This window comes from Stenotrophomonas sp. NRRL B-14846, assembly GCF_050473585.1.
Classification (GTDB): Bacteria; Pseudomonadota; Gammaproteobacteria; order Xanthomonadales; family Xanthomonadaceae; genus Stenotrophomonas.
The window spans coordinates 4,043,314-4,060,029 of sequence record NZ_JBFLUN010000022.1; the positions used below are offsets into that span (position 1 = coordinate 4,043,314).

The 16,716-nt window shown below is 67.9% G+C and carries 19 protein-coding genes; 15 read left to right on the top strand and 4 right to left on the bottom strand.

The genetic code is table 11. From position 1 onward, the window contains the following. Window positions 1-109: 109 nt before the first annotated feature. The 13 genes from AB1281_RS20715 to AB1281_RS20775 all read left to right on the top strand — a co-directional run bounded on the left by AB1281_RS20715 (window position 110) and on the right by AB1281_RS20775 (window position 10,488). Entirely contained in the window at window positions 110-448 is a 339-nt protein-coding gene (locus tag AB1281_RS20715) for a P-II family nitrogen regulator (RefSeq protein WP_004134334.1), read from the top strand. Window positions 449-470: 22 nt separating this feature from the next. After that, on the top strand, window positions 471-1,901 hold the full coding sequence (locus tag AB1281_RS20720; protein ID WP_164117485.1) for an ammonium transporter: 1,431 nt from the start codon (window positions 471-473) through the stop codon (window positions 1,899-1,901). A gap of 168 nt (window positions 1,902-2,069) precedes the next feature. Further along, a complete protein-coding gene (locus AB1281_RS20725) occupies window positions 2,070-2,582 on the top strand; it encodes a hypothetical protein (protein WP_430346861.1) in 513 nt (170 codons plus the stop codon). A 69-nt stretch (window positions 2,583-2,651) separates the two neighbouring features. Beyond that, a complete protein-coding gene (locus tag AB1281_RS20730) occupies window positions 2,652-3,062 on the top strand; it encodes an imm11 family protein (RefSeq protein WP_430346862.1) in 411 nt (136 codons plus the stop codon). A gap of 51 nt (window positions 3,063-3,113) precedes the next feature. After that, window positions 3,114-3,620 carry a hypothetical protein gene (locus AB1281_RS20735; protein WP_430346863.1) on the top strand — a complete coding sequence of 169 codons (507 nt, stop codon included), beginning with the start codon at window positions 3,114-3,116 and terminating at the stop codon, window positions 3,618-3,620. 163 nt (window positions 3,621-3,783) lie between these two features. Next, window positions 3,784-4,092 carry a hypothetical protein gene (locus AB1281_RS20740; RefSeq protein ID WP_430346864.1) on the top strand — a complete coding sequence of 103 codons (309 nt, stop codon included), beginning with the start codon at window positions 3,784-3,786 and terminating at the stop codon, window positions 4,090-4,092. A gap of 122 nt (window positions 4,093-4,214) precedes the next feature. After that, a complete protein-coding gene (locus AB1281_RS20745) occupies window positions 4,215-4,961 on the top strand; it encodes an N-acetylmuramoyl-L-alanine amidase (RefSeq protein ID WP_430346865.1) in 747 nt (248 codons plus the stop codon). 67 nt (window positions 4,962-5,028) lie between these two features. Beyond that, window positions 5,029-6,195 carry a murein transglycosylase A gene (gene mltA / locus AB1281_RS20750; RefSeq protein WP_430346866.1) on the top strand — a complete coding sequence of 389 codons (1,167 nt, stop codon included), beginning with the start codon at window positions 5,029-5,031 and terminating at the stop codon, window positions 6,193-6,195. 72 nt (window positions 6,196-6,267) lie between these two features. Then, complete coding sequence (locus AB1281_RS20755; protein ID WP_053461818.1) at window positions 6,268-6,582, top strand: hypothetical protein; 315 nt, start codon at window positions 6,268-6,270, stop codon at window positions 6,580-6,582. Between the two features lie 81 nt (window positions 6,583-6,663). Further along, on the top strand, window positions 6,664-7,725 hold the full coding sequence (locus AB1281_RS20760; RefSeq protein WP_430346867.1) for a two-component system sensor histidine kinase NtrB: 1,062 nt from the start codon (window positions 6,664-6,666) through the stop codon (window positions 7,723-7,725). Next, on the top strand, window positions 7,718-9,166 hold the full coding sequence (ntrC, locus tag AB1281_RS20765; protein ID WP_430346868.1) for a nitrogen regulation protein NR(I): 1,449 nt from the start codon (window positions 7,718-7,720) through the stop codon (window positions 9,164-9,166). The genes AB1281_RS20760 and ntrC overlap by 8 nt, the downstream gene beginning before the upstream one ends. A 93-nt stretch (window positions 9,167-9,259) precedes the next feature. Further along, entirely contained in the window at window positions 9,260-9,829 is a 570-nt protein-coding gene (locus tag AB1281_RS20770; RefSeq protein ID WP_014035519.1) for a superoxide dismutase family protein, read from the top strand. Between the two features lie 32 nt (window positions 9,830-9,861). Further along, a complete protein-coding gene (locus AB1281_RS20775; RefSeq protein ID WP_430346869.1) occupies window positions 9,862-10,488 on the top strand; it encodes a superoxide dismutase family protein in 627 nt (208 codons plus the stop codon). A 122-nt stretch (window positions 10,489-10,610) separates the two neighbouring features. Here the strand turns inward: AB1281_RS20775 and AB1281_RS20780 are convergent, their stop codons facing one another. Further along, window positions 10,611-11,498 carry a hypothetical protein gene (locus AB1281_RS20780; protein ID WP_053448458.1) on the bottom strand — a complete coding sequence of 296 codons (888 nt, stop codon included), beginning with the start codon at window positions 11,496-11,498 and terminating at the stop codon, window positions 10,611-10,613. A gap of 93 nt (window positions 11,499-11,591) precedes the next feature. Here AB1281_RS20780 and AB1281_RS20785 point away from each other — a divergent pair, with 93 nt between their 5' ends. Further along, entirely contained in the window at window positions 11,592-12,887 is a 1,296-nt protein-coding gene (locus tag AB1281_RS20785) for an acetyl-CoA C-acetyltransferase (RefSeq protein ID WP_029550824.1), read from the top strand. A gap of 118 nt (window positions 12,888-13,005) precedes the next feature. On the opposite strand, the gene AB1281_RS20790 is transcribed toward AB1281_RS20785, so the two are convergent. The 3 genes from AB1281_RS20790 to AB1281_RS20800 all read right to left on the bottom strand — a co-directional run bounded on the left by AB1281_RS20790 (window position 13,006) and on the right by AB1281_RS20800 (window position 16,199). Further along, on the bottom strand, window positions 13,006-14,301 hold the full coding sequence (locus AB1281_RS20790; RefSeq protein ID WP_430346870.1) for a heme biosynthesis HemY N-terminal domain-containing protein: 1,296 nt from the start codon (window positions 14,299-14,301) through the stop codon (window positions 13,006-13,008). Between the two features lie 6 nt (window positions 14,302-14,307). After that, window positions 14,308-15,285, bottom strand: coding sequence for a uroporphyrinogen-III C-methyltransferase (locus AB1281_RS20795; RefSeq protein WP_430346871.1), 978 nt, complete (start codon window positions 15,283-15,285; stop codon window positions 14,308-14,310). A 104-nt stretch (window positions 15,286-15,389) separates the two neighbouring features. Beyond that, entirely contained in the window at window positions 15,390-16,199 is an 810-nt protein-coding gene (locus tag AB1281_RS20800; protein ID WP_430346872.1) for a uroporphyrinogen-III synthase, read from the bottom strand. Between the two features lie 35 nt (window positions 16,200-16,234). Here AB1281_RS20800 and AB1281_RS20805 point away from each other — a divergent pair, with 35 nt between their 5' ends. Further along, a complete protein-coding gene (locus AB1281_RS20805) occupies window positions 16,235-16,702 on the top strand; it encodes a YiiD C-terminal domain-containing protein (RefSeq protein ID WP_005407593.1) in 468 nt (155 codons plus the stop codon). The last annotated feature ends 14 nt before the right edge of the window (window positions 16,703-16,716 follow it).

A 16,716-nucleotide genomic window follows, 5' to 3' on the forward strand; every position in this document is an offset into this window, starting at 1 on the left:
CCCTGTACGTGTCCGGTGCAACAGCCACGGTCATCACCCTGATGGCCGCTGGTTGCCTGATGCCAACGCGCGCTGGCGCGCTGGCCCCATCCATCCTCGGGACATGCGCATGAAACTGATCTCCGCCATCATCCGGCCGTTCAAGCTCGACGAGGTCCGCGAGGCCCTGTCCGACGCAGGCGTGTCGGGCATCACCGTGACCGAAGTGAAAGGCTTCGGCCGCCAGAAGGGCCACACCGAGCTGTATCGCGGCGCCGAGTACGTCGTCGATTTCCTGCCCAAGATCAAGATCGAAACCGTGGTCACCGACGAGCGTGCCGACGCGGTGATCGAAGCGATCCAGTCGTCGGCAGGCACCGGCAAGATCGGTGACGGCAAGATCTTCGTCACCGCCGTCGAACAGGTCATCCGCATCCGCACCGGCGAAATCGGTGCCGACGCGCTGTAACCCCTTTCCGGAGACTCCCCCCATGAAGATGCGCCTTCTCACCGGGTGGCAAGCCCGGTTCCATCTGGTGTGCCTGTTGATGCTGCTCAGCGCGCTGGCCGCCGGTGCCTGGCCGGGCAGTGCCCACGCCCAGGTGCAGGTGTCACCGCTGCCCAGCGAAAGCGTGGCGGTCGAACCGCTGCAGGATCCTGCAGCGGCAGCCGCTGCACCGGCCGTGGCAGAAGCGGCCGCCGCCTATGATCGCGGCGACGTGGCGTGGATGCTCACCTCCACCCTGCTGGTGCTGTTGATGGTGGTGCCGGGGCTGGCGTTGTTCTACGGCGGCCTGGTGCGTTCGAAGAACGTGCTGTCGGTGCTCAGCCAGATCCTGGTGGTGTTCTCGCTGGTGCTGCTGCTGTGGGTGTCCTATGGCTACAGCGCGGTGTTCAGCGCCGGCAATCCGTTCTTCGGTTCGTTCACCGAATTCGCTTTCCTCAAGGGCTTCACCCCCGACTCGGTCGGCAACACGCCGATCAAGGGCCTGCCGGATTACCTGTTCGTCGCCTTCCAGTCGACTTTCGCCGGCATCACCACCGCGCTGATCGTCGGCGCGTTCGCCGAGCGCATCAAGTTCCGCGCGGTGCTGCTGTTCTCGGCGCTGTGGTTCACTCTCAGCTACATCCCGATGGCGCACATCGTCTGGGGCGGCGGCTATCTGGGTGAACTGGGCGCGATCGACTTCGCCGGTGGCACCGTGGTCCACATCAATGCGGGCGTGGCTGGCCTGGTGGCCGCATGGTTCGTCGGCAAGCGCCTGGGCTATGGCCAGACCGCGCTGAAGCCGCACAACGTGCCGTTCACCTATATCGGCGCGATGCTGCTGTGGGTGGGCTGGTTCGGCTTCAACGCGGGCTCCGCCGCCGCTGCCGATACTGTGGCGTCACTGGCCTTCCTCAACACCGTGCTGGCCACCGCCGCCGCCGTGCTCGGCTGGACCCTGGTGGAAGCCATCGGCAAGGGCAAGCCGTCGGCGCTGGGCGCGGCCTCGGGTGCGGTGGCCGGCCTGGTCGGCATCACCCCGGCCTGCGGCACGGTCGGCCCGCTCGGCGCGATCATCATCGGCTTCGTCGCCGGCGTGGTCTGCGTGTGGGGCGTGACCGGTTTGAAGCGCCTGCTGAAGGTGGATGACACCGCCGACGTGTTCGGTGTGCATGGTGTCGGCGGCATCGTCGGCGCGATTCTCACCGGTGTGTTCAGTGCGCAGTCGCTGGGCGGCACCAAGGCCGATCTGGATATCGCCCATCAGGTCTGGGTGCAGGTGGTCAGCGTCGGCCTGACCGTGGTCTGGTCGGCGGTGGTGACCACGCTGATCCTGCTGGTGGTGCGCAGCGTGGTCGGCCTGCGCGTCACCGAGGAAGCAGAGCGTACTGGCCTGGATGTGACTTCGCACGGCGAGTCCGCCTACGAGGCCTGATGCATAGCGGGCGGCCCTGTGGGGCCGCCTTTGCGTTTGGTGGGTGCCAGGCTTGCTTGGCACTGCTCCTGCTCTGGTAGGTGCCAAGCTTGCTTGGCACTGTCGGCGACTCAGCCACGCATGGCGTGGCCCTACCGTTCCTGCTTCAATGGCTGTCTGCAGGTGTGCGTGTTCGCCACCAACGACTTCGATGGACTACAGAACGGAGCAGGTGTGATCCAGGCGACTTCCGCAGCAGTGATGGAAGACATCGAATGGTATGTCTACCTGCTGACCCTGGACGACTACAGTCCGCATGCGTTTGTGGACGGCGTGGCTGGCGCAGCAGATCGAGAACGCTGGAGCTTCGCCGTGGAGCTCACCTATCGCTGCCTTTCCTCCGGTCTGTGGCGGCTGACCTACCACGACCTGCTGGCAGATCTGGGGTTTCCCAGCATCGATGCCTTCTGCCACAAGCTCTCGGTTGTCCGTCCGGATCAGCTTTCCGACGAGGGGCAGGTGTTGTGGCTGGATACCTACATGGAAGCGACGGCGCTGTGCCGGGATCTGGTCTCGCGTTACCTGCGTTCGCAGTCGAGCGATGAGACGACCTTTCATCCAGGATTCCACGATGAGATCGAACGGATGTTCTCCGACGCCGGAGTGCCCTGGAGCCGTGGGCCGGTATTTCCCATCGGCTGAAGCACTTACGCGTGTGAACGGTTGCTCGCAGAAGATGCCATTTTCCTTCAAGCTATGCTCTGGATCAGGGTGTCCTGTCCCGTTGCCATCGTGAGTGCCCGGTTCCGCAGCGCACTGGAAGGTCTGCCAGAAGTCGACGGGCTCCATGCGAATGCCGTAATGGAACCTGTCGTGATTGAAGGCCAGCGCACGCGGGGAAGCTACTTTGTATTGATTGTCGAAACCTGCGTCGACTGTGTCGGCGAATCACGCTCCGAGTTCGAGAGGTTCGAGAGGTTCGAGCGCGATGATCCCGTGAGGCCTGATCTCGCTGGGCAGTATCGCGCGTTTGCGAAGTTGGCTCTGTATGGCGGGAAAGTGGGCTCGTGGCATATTTTCCGGCTTGGAGGATTCGGTGCTGCACTGATCGTCAGTGAGGAAGTGAAGTCACGCCTTGAGCGGGCAGGCGTGACTGACGTGATCTTTGAGCAGGTCGGGTAGATCGGAAGTGGAACAGGGGTTTCCGTTGCGGTAGCAGGGAATGGGTTTCGAATGACTATTCAAGCAGTACTTTTCCCCTACTGGACTGGCGATTGCCACGTTCCTTCCGGAGAAGAGAAGATCGGTGACGCGCCGGTCGTCCACCATGGGCAGGGACGGGGTGCCGGTGAAATCGCAGCGTGGCTGGATGGAGACTTCGGCCATCTCGGGCGCGGCAGCGAACTGCGGACCCGCAGTGCGCTTGCTGCACCCACAAATGGTGACGAGGGCAGCGCATGCGTCCATTATGGAGAGGGACATGCTGTCCTGCGGGCAGCCGATTTCTTCCTGGTGCATTCGCGATGGAACTCCCAGGACGTTGTCTTGTTGACGCGACCCCAGATGCTGGCTGTGCTTGAGGGCTATGCACTGTTTCGAAGCATGAATCCGCGGAAGAAGCATCGCCCGCCCATGCCGTTCGCCATCGAGTACGAGGCTGAGGATGAAGAGGCGATCCGACGGTTTGCACAGGTTGGCGGCTGCTTCGAACCCGAGATGGATCCTGGACCGGAGTACTGAATAACAGCTATGCGGCTCCGGCACCCTGATACTGCCGCGCATGTGCGCTGCACGAAGGAACGATATGGCGGGCATGAGGAGCGGATCGCGGAAGTCTGCTCCAGGCAGCATGTGCATCGGTCATCGATCGGTACAGGTTCGATCAACCCGAATGGGAACGAAAATGAGTGTCGTAGGTAGACGGACCTTGTTTCTATCAAGCGCCAGTGCACTGCCCTGGCTTTTCCTGCTCGCCCTTTGGGGTGCGGTCACTTTCAATCGGAACACCGACAACTCCCTCGGAATCTACGAGCTGTCCACTGTGCCAGGTGTAGAAGCGCTCTTCTGGGTCTGCTTCTTCGGGCAGCCCATGCTGACCGTGGTGATGTTCATCCGGATGGCGTTGCGACACCGTTCCGCGTTTTACGAGATCCCACTCGCGATCGCGGTCTGGGGCCTGTTTCTGTACAACCTGTCGTTCTTTCGAAGTTGAGCGGCACGCCGGCGTTGGCCTGACCAGGTCCTGCTGTCCCTGTGTGGACAGCACGACCACCGGTGGCGTCGTCCGGCACATGGCCTCGAACGATAGACTCGATCCATGGTTAGAATCCGCCCATGATCAGCCTTCGCCTCCTGGCTTCCACACTGCTGGCACTGGCCCTGGCGGCCTGCAGCGCCACCGCGCCCGTGCAGCACAACCCGCTTGCCACCTGGGTGCCGTCGCCCAACCACAACGCGCGCACGCCGGTCATCATTGTCATTCACCACACTGAGCAGAAATCGGTGCAGCAGAGCCTGCGTACGCTGCGCACCGCCAACAGCGGTGGGCCGGTCAGCGCGCACTACCTGATCGGTGCCGATGGCCATCGCTACCAGCTGGTCGCCGATGAGCGCCGTGCCTGGCACGCCGGCGCCGGGCGCTGGGGCACCATCACCGATCTCAACTCGGCCTCGATCGGCATCGAGCTCGACAACGATGGCCGCAGCCCGTTCAGTGCGGCACAGATCGAATCGCTGATCGTGCTGCTGCGCGATCTCACCACCCGCCTGAACATCCCGCCGCGCCAGCTGATCGGCCATGCCGACCTGGCGCCCACGCGCAAGCAGGACCCGAGCCGGTTCTTCCCGTGGCAACAGCTGGCCGAGGCCGGTTTCGGCGTCTGGCCGCGCGCGGCCGACGGGACTGCGCCGGAGGGCTTCGACGCGTGGAATGCGCTGGCCCGCTTCGGCTATCCGCTGGACAACCGCGACGCCACCGTCGCCGCCTTCCACCGCCGATTCCGTGGCCGCGACGACCTGCCGAAGACGCTGGATGCCGAAGACGCGCGCATCCTGCATTCGCTGCTGCTGCAGACGCCCTGACCCGGCGCATGAACGCTTGACCCCGCGCTGGGTTGCCGCCCAGCGGCCGGCCCGCCACCATGGCGGCATGATCGATTCCGCCACCTTCTTCAAGCGCAAGCACTGGACCCTGTTGGCAGCGGCCGTGCTCGCAGGCTGCTCCACCACCGCTCCCCGCAGCGGATCCGAAGTGCCGACGCCGGTCACGCCGCCCGCGGCCACCTACGCCAAGGCCGCATGGAGTGCACTGCCACCGGTCTCCGACAGCGACCTGCAGGCCGGCTTCGTTGCCTGGCGCAGCAGCTGCACCCGCCTGAAGAACGATGCTGTTTGGGCAAAACCCTGCGCCACCGCCGCGGCGGTTTCAGACAAGGACCCGGCCGCGATCCGCCAGTTCCTGCAGCGCGACCTCGATGTCTATGCGCTGCGTGCCGGCGGTCACCAGGCCGACGGGCTGATTACCGGCTACTACGAGCCGATCTACGCCGGCAGCCTCACCCGCACGGCCGCTGCCACCGTACCGGTTTACGGCACGCCGAATGATCTGATCGTGGTGCAGCTGGACAGCGTCTACCCGGAACTGAAGGGCAAGCGCCTGCGCGGTCGCCTCGACGGCAAGGTGCTCAAGCCCTATGACGACGCCGGCACCATCGCGGCCAAGGGCGCCAAGGCTCCAGTGCTGGCCTGGCTGACCGACCCGATGGACCTGCAGCTGCTACAGATCCAGGGGTCGGGCCGGGTACGCCTGGCAGACGGCACGCAGGTGCGGCTGGCCTATGCCGAGCAGAATGGCCACCCGTATCGCGCCATCGGTCGTTGGCTGGTCGACCAGGGCCAGCTGAAGAAGGAAGACGTCACCATGGACGCGATCCGCGCCTGGGCTCGGGCCAACCCCGCGCGCGTGCCGGAGCTGCTGCGCAGCAACCCCAGCTACGTGTTCTTCGTGCGCAATCCGGACAGCCCGGAGGGTCCGCGCGGTTCACTGAACGTGCCGCTCACCGCCGGCTACAGCGTCGCCGTGGATCGCACCGTGGTGCCGCTGGGCAGCCTGCTGTGGCTGTCCACCACGCGCCCGGACGGCACCCCGGTGGTGCGCCCGGTGGCCGCGCAGGACACTGGCGGCGCCATTGCCGGCGAAGTGCGCGCCGACCTGTACTGGGGCAGTGGCGATGCCGCCGGCAAGCTGGCCGGCGACATGAAGCAGAAGGGCAACATCTGGATGCTGTGGCCGAAGGGCGTGGCGTTGCCGCAGTAGGTTGGCCCCCGGATGCCTGATAATGGCGCCATTCCGAACTTTCCGGCCGCGCCTGCGGCCAGGACCCCTGCAATGACCTACGCAAAGCACAACGCAAAATCCGGCGCGAAATCCGCCGCAAAGAAGTACTACAAGCACTGGGCCGAATCGGGCCTGGGCAAGGGCAACGTGCTGATGGAAGCCCGTGGCGAGAAGATCGTGCGCCAAGTGGAGATCTACGGCACCAAGATGGTCTGGGCCGACGAGCATGCCCACAGCGACGACCGCTTCCTGCTGGCCGACCAGCCGGTGTCGTTCCTGGATTTCGACGAAGACGACGAAATTTCCGCGCGTGAATTCGAAGCTGCCTGGAAGAAGGCCCGGGAAGCCACCGGCTACCCGGTGTAACGCTGCCCGGCCGGGGTCAGAGCCCTTTCCTGACGGAAAGGGATCCGACCCCGGACCCGCGTTTTGCACTACATTGGTGCAATGTCCGACCCCGCACCCCCGCCGTCCCTCGATGCCCTGGGCACGCCGCTGGCCTGGGCCGGGGCCGATGGCTGCATCGCCGGCTGCAATCCGGCCTTTGCCCGCTGGCTGGGTGTCAGCGCGCGGCGCTTGCTGGGTCGGCCCTTGGTCGCACTGGAAGTGCAGGGCGAAGCCCTGGCCCATTTCCTGGCCCGCGATGAGCGCGACAGCCTGCGCCTGAACCGGCTGGCGCTGGCGGTGCCCGGCGAGGCCCCGCGCTTCGCCGAGGGCTGGATGAGCCGCCGCGACGATGGCGGCTGGCTGCTGGAGGCGCATCCGGTCGATGAATTCCCCGGGCTGGACCCGACCCAGGCCCTGCCCAGCGCGCTCAGCGCGGCGCTGAAGGGACTGGCCCACGAGTTGCGCAACCCGCTGGCCGGGCTGAAGGGCGCGGCCCAGCTGCTGGCCCGCCGCGCGGCCCAGCGTGATGCCAGCGAACGCGAGCTGATCGAGCTGATCGGGTCGGAGATCGAACGCCTCAACGGCCTGCTCGACCAGCTGCTGTCGCCGGCCCCGGCTGCGCCGCATGCCGAACTGAACATCCATGCGGCGCTGGAGCGCGTGCTGCGCCTGGCCGAGAACGAGGCCGGCTGGGCGGTACGCCTGCAGCGCGACTACGACCCCAGCATTCCCGAATTCCACGGCGACGCCGACCGCCTCACCCAGGCGGTGTGGAACCTGGTGCGCAACGCGATCCAGGCCGGCGCCGGCAGCATCACCCTGCGCACCCGGGTGGAGCATGGCGTGCGCATCGCCGAGCAGCTGCACACGCTGGCGCTGCGCCTGGAAATCGCCGACGACGGCCGTGGCGTGCCCGAGGAACTGGCTGAACACCTGTTCCTGCCGCTGGTCAGTGGCCGCGCCGAGGGTACCGGGCTGGGCCTGGCGCTGGCCCAGCAGGTCGCGCGCGAACATCGCGGCACGCTGACCTACCGCTCGCGCCCAGGCCATACCGTGTTCACCCTGCTGCTGCCGATCATCAGCGGCGCCGCCCTGGCCGAGGAGGCCCCGCGTGATGTCTGACGCCTCCACTCCCGCACAACGCATCTGGGTGGTCGACGACGACCGCGCCGTGCGCTTCGTGCTGTGCACCGCGCTGCGCGAGGCGGGCTACCAGGTTGTCGACTTCGACAGCGCCGCCCCCGCCCTGCAGGCCCTGAGCGAGGGCCCGCCGCCGGCGCTGCTGTTCACCGATGTGCGCATGCCCGGCGACGATGGCCTGGTGCTGCTGGACAAGCTCAAGGCCGCGCTGCCGCAGCTGCCCGTGGTGGTGATGTCGGCCTATACCGACGTGGCCAGCACCGCGGGCGCGTTCCGCGGTGGCGCGCATGAATTCCTGTCCAAACCGTTCGACCTGGACGATGCCGTGGCGCTGGCGCAGCGTGTGCTGCCGGCAATTGCGCCGGCACTGGCGGCGCCCACACCTGCGGCGGAAGCGCCCAGCGACCAACCGCCGCAACTGGTGGGCGATACCCCGCCGATGCGCGCGCTGTTCCGTGCCATCGGCCGCCTGGCACAAGCGCCGCTGGCGGTGCTGATCACCGGCGAGACCGGCACCGGCAAGGAACTGGTGGCCAATGCGCTGCATCGCGAATCGCCGCGTGCGCAGGGGCCGTTCGTCGCGCTCAATACCGCCGCGATCCCGGCCGAACTGCTGGAAAGTGAGTTGTTCGGCCACGAAGCGGGCGCCTTCACCGGTGCGCAGCGCCGCCACATCGGCCGCTTCGAGCAGGCCAATGGCGGCACGCTGTTCCTGGATGAGATCGGCGACATGCCGTTGCCGCTGCAGACCCGCCTGCTGCGTGTGCTGGCGCAGGGTGAGTTCTTCCGCGTCGGTGGCCGCGAGCTGATCCGCGTCGACGTGCGCGTGGTGGCCGCCACCCACCAGGATCTGGAGGGACTGGTCGCGCAGGGGAAGTTCCGCGCCGATCTGCTGCACCGCCTGGACGTGGTGCGCCTGCAGCTGCCGCCGCTGCGCGAGCGCCGCGAGGACATCGCGCAACTGGCCAGCACCTTCCTGGCCGCCGCCGCACGCAAGCTGGATACGCCGCCGAAGCGCCTCACCGCCGCGGCCCTGCAGGCGCTGCGCGAGCACGACTGGCCGGGCAACGTGCGCGAGCTGGAGAACGTGTGCTGGCGGATGGCCGCGCTGGCCGCCGCCGACACCATCGGCGTGGCCGATGTCGATACCGCGCTGAACCGCGCGCGCGGCCGCCGCAGCAGTGCCAGCGCCGCCGATCCGGGCCAGTGGGAAGCGCTGCTGGCCGAATGGGCGCGCCGTCAGCTGGCCGAAGGCGTGGAAGGGTTGCACGCGCAGGTGCGCGAGCGGGTCGACCATGCCCTGCTGGAGGCCGCGCTGCAGATCACCCACGGCCGCCGCGCCGAAGCCGCTGCCCGCCTCGGCCTCGGCCGCAATACCCTTACCCGCAAGCTGGGCGCCGGGCGCCGTCGCGGGGGCCATTGAACGGTCCCTGCACGCGATCCTCGCGCCCGCTTGCCGAATCGTTGATCGTTCATGGACGATGCCGTCCGTAGTGTCACCTGCAAGGAGTCTTCGATGCGTCTGTCCTTTGCCATCCTGCCGTTGTCCGCCGCCGTGCTGCTGTCTGCCTGTGGCAGCGCACCGAAGAAGGCCGAGCCCACCCCGCCGCCGCCGACCGTGGTCAGTGCCGCCAAGCAGGCCGAGGCCAACCTGTCGCCGGCCTCGGCCAGCATCGTCAGTGGCCGCATCGCGCTGATGGTGGAGCCTGGTGGCATCCACATCACCGGGCTGATCGGCGGCCTGCAGCCGATGCAGCAGGCCGGTTTCCACATCCACGAGCGTGGCGACTGCAGCGCGGTGGATGCCAGCAGCGCCGGCAACCACTTCAACCCCGGTGGCGCCGCGCATGGTCGCGCCGGCACCGGCAAGCACCACCTGGGCGACATGGACAACCTGCGTGCCGATGCCCAGGGCCGCGCCAACGTCGATATCCACCTCAAGGGCGTTACCCTTGGCGGAGGCGCCGCCACCGATATCGCCGGACGTGCACTGGTCGTGCATGCCAACGCCGACGACTATCGCAGCCAGCCCGCCGGCAATGCCGGCGTCCGCATCGCCTGTGGCGTGATCCGGGTTGTCCGCTGATCACCGCAGGCTTCATCCAGGGAGAGATTCCAATGCGTCTGATCCACACTTCGCTGTTTGCGGCCATCGCCGCGCTGGGCCTGGCGGCCTGCGGCCAGCAGCCGGCCGCTCCGCAGACTGAAACCCCGCCGGCCGCCCCGGCCGAGGGCGCCACCCCCGAACCGGCCGCAGCCCCGGCACCTGCTGCCGCCCCGGCGGCCGATGCCTCGGCCACCGCCGAGCTGGCACCGACCCAGGGCAACGAGGCCAAGGGCAGCGTTACCTTCAAGGTGGTCGACGGCAAGGTCCACGTGACCGGCCAGATCACCGGCCTGAAGCCGGGCAGCGAGCACGGCTTCCACATCCACGAAAAGGGCGACTGCAGCGCGCCGGACGGCATGAGCGCCGGCGGCCACTTCAATCCGGGCCACCAGGATCACGGCAACGTCGCCACCGATCCGCACCACGGCGGCGACATGCCCAACATCAAGGCCGACGACAAGGGCGTGGCCACCATCGACGGCCCGGTGTCGAGCAACGTCAACATCGGCAAGGGTGATGACTTCGACATCATCGGCCGCGGCCTGATCGTCCACGCCGATGCGGACGACTACAAGACCCAGCCGACCGGCAACGCCGGCGCGCGCCTGGCGTGTGCGGTGATCCAGAAGGCGCCGTAAGCGCGGTCCTGCTGGAAATGGAAAACGCCGGCGCAAGCCGGCGTTTTTCCTGATCGGTCGTGCCGGCCGCTGGCCGGCATTCGCAGATGCGAGGGGTGCCGGCCAGCGGCCGGCACGACCCATCAGCGCGCCAACAGCTCGCGCGCGTCCTGCCCGGCCTCGCAGTGCACGAACAGCACCGGCACGCCGTGTGCTTCCAGCACCGCGGCCATCTGCCGCTGGCGCATCAGGAACTGCTCGTAGATGCCCTTCAGGCGGTCGCAGTCGTTGTTGCCGTGGTTGTAGTGGGCGCACCAGCCGGCCGGATCGAACAGCGCCATGCGTGCTTCGCCGTGCGTGTAGCGCAGCAGCGGCTCGGGCGCGGCGTTGAGCCACTCGTCCTCGCCCGGGGCCATGATCGCAGTCTCGATCAGCGGCCACAGCGCCGCCAGGCCCTGGTTGTCGTACTGCATCGACATCATCGCGGCCAGGTCGTTCACGGTGAAATAGCGCGCGTGCTCGATGCGGGCACCGAAGGTGTTCTGCGCCATCAACGCGGTGTCGGCATGCGCCATGCCGTTGGCCAGCAGTGTTTCTTCCAGCGCATTGGCCACCGCGTTGGTGGTGGCCACGTCGCTGCCGGTCAGCAGGAACGGCACCACGCGCAGGCCACCGCCCACCAGGCTGGCATCGGCCTGGAACGGCAGCGGCACGTCGCCGTTGGCATCGGTACCGAAGGCCAGCAGGCGCGGGCCCTGGTTGCGGCCCGGGGCACGCATCTGCAGTTCTTCCAGGCGGCGATGGATCGGCCAGCCCGGGCGCAGTACTTCGGCCGGGTCGAAATGGGCGGCGGCGAACACCAGGTCCAGCTCGGCCACCTGCGGCACCAGCTTGGAAAGGTCACGGCCGACGCGTTCGGCCAGTTCACCGGCCTGTTCAGCGCTGAGCACCGCCTGGCGGGGGATTTCGCCGCCGGCCAGTTCCAGGGCCAGCACGCCAAGGGCATTCATCGCGGGGTCGGGTTTGCTCATGGTTCCACGGTTGGCCCATCACAGGGCGGCAGCTACACTTGGCTCCATTATGCCTGCTCCGTCGTGCAGGCCATGTTGCAGACACCCTCATCCATGCCAGGTATCTCCATGCCCAACGCTCGTCCCGTCGCCATCCTCGGTGGCGTCCGCATTCCGTTCTGCCGCCAGAACACCGCGTATTCGGATGTCGGCAACCTCGGCATGTCGGTCCGTACGCTGGGCGCGCTGGTCGAACGTTTCGGCCTGCATGGCCAGCAGCTGGGCGAAGTGGCGATGGGTGCGGTGATCAAGCACTCCAGCGACTGGAACCTGGGTCGCGAAGCCACGCTGTCTTCCGGCCTGTCGCCGTTGACCCCGGGCATCACCCTGCAGCGCGCCTGTGGCACCTCGCTGGACAGCATCATCACCGTCGCCAACAAGATCGCGCTGGGCCAGATCGAATCGGGCATCGGCGGCGGTTCGGACACCACCTCCGACGTGCCGATCGTCTACGGCAAGAAACTGCGCGCGCGCCTGCTGGCTGCCAACCGTGCCAAGAGCACCGGCGACAAGATCCGTGCGCTCACCGCCGGCTTCAAGTTCTCCGAGCTCAAGCCCGAGTTCCCGGGCGTGGCCGAGCCGCGCACCGGCAAGAGCATGGGCGACCACTGCGAGGACATGGCCAAGGAGTGGAACATCTCGCGCGACTCGCAGGACGAGTGGGCGGTGTCGTCGCACAAGAAGCTGGCCGCAGCCTATGAGCGCGGCTTCTTCAACGACCTGATCGCACCGTTCCGTGGCGTCGAGCGTGACAACATCCTGCGCCCGGATACCTCGCTGGAAAAGCTGGCGACGCTGAAGCCGGCGTTCGACAAGGTCTCCGGCCGTGGCACGCTGACCGCCGCCAACTCCACCCCGCTGACCGACGGCGCCGCCGCCGTGCTGCTGGCCAGCGAGGAGTGGGCGCGTGCGCACGGCCATGAGCCGCAGGCCTATCTGCGCGATGCGCATGTCTCTGCGGTGGACTTCGTGCATGGCGAAGGCCTGCTGATGGCGCCGACCGTGGCCGTGCCGGAGATGCTCAAGCGCAACGGCCTGACCCTGCAGGACTTCGACATCTACGAGATCCACGAAGCCTTCGCCGCGCAGGTGCTGTGCACCCTGCGCGCGTGGGAGAGCGAGGATTACTGCCGCAACCGCCTGGGCCTGGACGCGCCGATGGGCCGCATCGACCCGGACAAGATCAACCTGCTGGGCTCGTCGCTGGCCACCGGCCACCCGTTCGCCGCCACCGGCGCACGCGTCATCGCCACTGCCGCCAAGCAGCTGGCCGAGCGCGGCGGTGGCCGTGCGCTGGTGTCGATCTGCACCGCCGGCGGCATGGGCGTGGTGGCGATCGTCGAGCGCTGAGCATCACGGTAGTGCCGGCCGCTGGCCGGCAACGCTGGTACGAAAACGCCGCCCGATGGGCGGCGTTTTTTCTTGCTCCGGTGGGTGCCGACCGTTGGTCGGCACACCTCAGCCATGCTTACGGCAACCGCGGATTACCGAATTCGTCGCGCTCTTCGTTGGCGTCATACACCGGCGGCTGCACCGTAACCGGCTGCTCTTCCACCGTGGCACGCAGCGGCGCTTCGCTGCCGCGCACCAGTTTCACGCTGTCCTCGCCGCGCTGCAGGCGCAGCGCATTGGCCAGGCACTGCGCGGCCAGCGCATGATCGCCACGCTGCGCAAACAGTTCACCCAGCGCTTCCCACGCCGGTGCACCCGCGCCCGCGGCGATGGCTTCGTGCAGGAATGCGTCGGCGGCATCCCACTGCTGCTGGGCCAGGGCCACGCGGCCCTGTGCCAGGCGCAGCGCGGCCGAGTCGTCATGCACGTTGCGCCAGCGCGCCAGATTGCTCTGGCGCGTGGCCAGGCGCTCGGCCGGAAGGCGACCATACAGCGTCACCAGTTCGTCGTCCCAGCGATGGTCCAGCGCCTGTTCCAGCGCCAGCAATGCCGGCTCATCCCAGTTCAGTGCCACCGCACGGCTGGCATAGGCACCCACCACGTCCGGGGTCGGTCGCAGTGCCTTCGGCGTGGCTTCCCATTGCGCGGCCAGCGCATTGACGTCGGCCGCTTCCAGCAGCGCCTGTGCGGCCAGGCGCGCTTCCAGTTCGCTGTTCGCTTCGGCCGGAAGCACCTTGCTCTGGCGCAACGCACCCAGCTGGCCATACGCCTCGTGGGCGCGGCCGGCCTGTGCCAGCGCTTCGGTACGCAGCCACAGGCCACGCGGCGGAAGCGGCTGGATCGCCGCTACGTCCAGGGCATTGATCGCATCCACCGGCAGATCGCGTGCCAGCAGCTGCTCGGCGCGCAGCAGCGCCTGCAGGGTGGCATCGCTCTCGCCCAGGCGCTGCAGCAGCGCCTCGCCAGCCGGGCCATCGGCACGTGCCTGCGCGCTGCGCACGGCGTTGGCCAGTGCCACCGCGCTCACTTCCGGGTCCTTGGCGGCACCGTCCAGCAGCTTCTCGGCACGCTGCCACTGGCCGTGCTCATAGGCCTGCAGGCCATCGATCAGGCGCACGCGACCCTGCTTGCGGCGGTAGCGGCCCCAGGCGCGGAACGGTGCGGCAATCAGGCTCCACAGCAGCCACAGCACCAGCACCGCGATCACTGTCAGCAGCGCCACCTTCGGCAGGTTGCTGTGGTAGTCGTAGCCACCGTAGCGCAGGGTCACTTCGCCGAAGCGGTTCAGGTCATCGGCGCCGAGCCATTGCGCGGCGACCACGCCGATGGCCACGGCCAACAACAGCACGACCAGGGATTGCAGGGGTTTCATGCGGGCTTACCTCCGGTCGGTCTGGGTGCGCAGTTGCTGCAGGGTGCTGCCAAGAACAGCATCGCTGGCCTGCAGCGGAAGTTCGCGCAAGGCCTTCAGTTCAGCACGTTGTGCGCGCAGGGCTGGTGAATCCGGCCAGCGCCGCTGTGCCCAGTGCTCAACACGGTCCAATGCGGTATTACGGCCCGCGCGATCGCCGCGCTCGATTGCGGCACGTGCCAATGTCAGTTCCAGCTGCAGGGCATCGTCGGCGTTGCGCTGTTCGGCGGCGGTCAGCGGGCCGTTCTGGCGGCTCGGGGTGATGTCCACGAATGGCGCCAGTGTTGCCTGCCACCAGGGTTTGGCGGTGCTGCTGCCGGTCGTGCCGGTGATCTGCGAGGGCAGGCCCTGCAGCGCCCGGCCCACAGCATCCAGGCGCTGCAGCGACTGCACGCGCGGGCCGCTGCCGAGCGCATCCAATGCCTCGCGCTCCTGCACCAGCGCCTGGCGCAGGTTCAGGCCATCACTGTCGGGCAGTTCGGCCAGTGCCGTCGCGGCCTGGGCGTACAACCGGCGTGCGCCTTCCACATCGTCGGCGTAGTTCAGGCGCTGCGCGGCCTGGGTCAGCAGCAGTTCGGCCTCATCGCGCTGCACCGCCTGGCGGCCCTGGTTGGCGCTGTCGGCCAGCTTGGCCAGGTTCTCTTCCAGCAATGCGCTGCGCTGGGAAAGGCCCAGCATCTCGTCGCGCAGCACGCGGTTGGTGGCGGCCGCGTCCTGCAGGCGCTGGCTGCTCGCGCGCTGGTCACGGCGAAGTGCATCCAGCGTGGCCTCCAGGCCCTGCAGCTGCACGGCGGTGGTCTGTGCCTGCGCTGCCTGTTCGTTCTGTTGCTGTTGCCAGACGTACCAGCCGGCATAGCCGCCCACGCCAAGCACGACCACACCGGCCAGCGGCAGCAGCCAGCGCACGGGTCGACGGGGCGGGGAAACGGGCGGAGTGTCGTTCATCGGGCTTCCTTGTCGGCAACGTCGCCGGTCGGGGGCCGGCAGGCCGCGTTGTGCACAGCATCACTGTTGCCGACGACAGCGGCAAGCGTGACCCACGTCCCTGTTCAGGTCGCTGCCGGGACGGTGAGCGTGGCGTGTGCGGCCGCCACCAGCTGCGCGGTGGTGGGGCCGGCCGCGCGCACGACGTGCTGCAGGCCCAGTGCCCGGGCCTGTTCGCTGAGGCGATCACTGGCCACCACGGCGGTCGCGTGCGCCTGCAGGCGCTGCTGCAATGCCGGCGGAAGCTGCTGCCAGAAATGCTGCAGCGCCTCGCCACTGCTCACCGCCAGCATCCACGGATACGCTGAATGCGCCAATCGAGCCAGCGCACGGGGCGGCAGGCGCAACAGGCGACGCTGGTAGACGTCGGCACGTTCGATCGTGGCGCCCGCCGCCTGCAGCTGGGCGGCAATCAGTCCACGCCCGCCGGGCGCGGTCACCAGGCCGATGCGCAGGCCCTGTACGTCGGCCAGCACCGGCAGCGCCAGCAGGCCTTCGCTGTCCATCCGCTGCGGCGCGTGCACCTCGGTGATGCCGTGTGCCTGCAATGCGCGCGCAGTGCCTTCGCCCACGGTCAGCCACGGGCTGCGCTGCACTTCGGCCAGCGGCAGCACGGACGCGGCTGCGGCAACGGCGGCCGGGCTGGTGAACACCACCCGATCGCAGTTCAGCGCGCGTTGCAGCTGGCGCAGCACGGGCGTGCCGTGCAGGCGCTGCAACCGCCACGGCGAAAGGGCCAGCACATGCCCGCCCAGCCCAGCAACGGCGCGGCGCAGCGCCGCATGCTGGCCCTGCGGGCGCAGCGAGATCAGGGTCCAGCGCGCGCCGGAACGGCTGGCGCCAGTGGGTATCGTATGGTCGACCATTGCCTGCATTATGCGGGCCCTTCGTTGTCGTGGTCGCTGCTCCGATGTCCGTTGATGCCCTGACTTCCTCGTTGGCCGCCCTGCAGGACGTGCTGGACTGCATGCCGGCGGTACGCGCCATGCAGATCCAGCTCGATGGTTATGCCGACGGCGTGCTGCGCATCACCGCGCCGCTGGCTGCCAACGTCAACGACAAGGGCAACGCCTTCGGCGGCAGCCTGGCCTCGGTGCTGACCCTGTCCGGCTGGGCGCTGGTCAGCCTGCGCCTGCGCCTGGCAGGCCATGATGCCGAGGTCTATGTGGCCGACAGCAACCTGCGCTACCTGGCGCCGGTCTATGAAGACCTGCACGCCCACGCCGAAGCGGCCGAAGCCACCGGCTGGGACGCCTTCCTGAACACCTTCCGCCAGCGCCGCAAGGCCCGCATCAGCATCATCGCCACCCAGCCCGGTGCCGATGGCAAGCCCGCCGCCGAATTCAGCGGTCGCTTCGTTGCCTTCGCCAAAGGGTAGGATGGCAGGCTGAC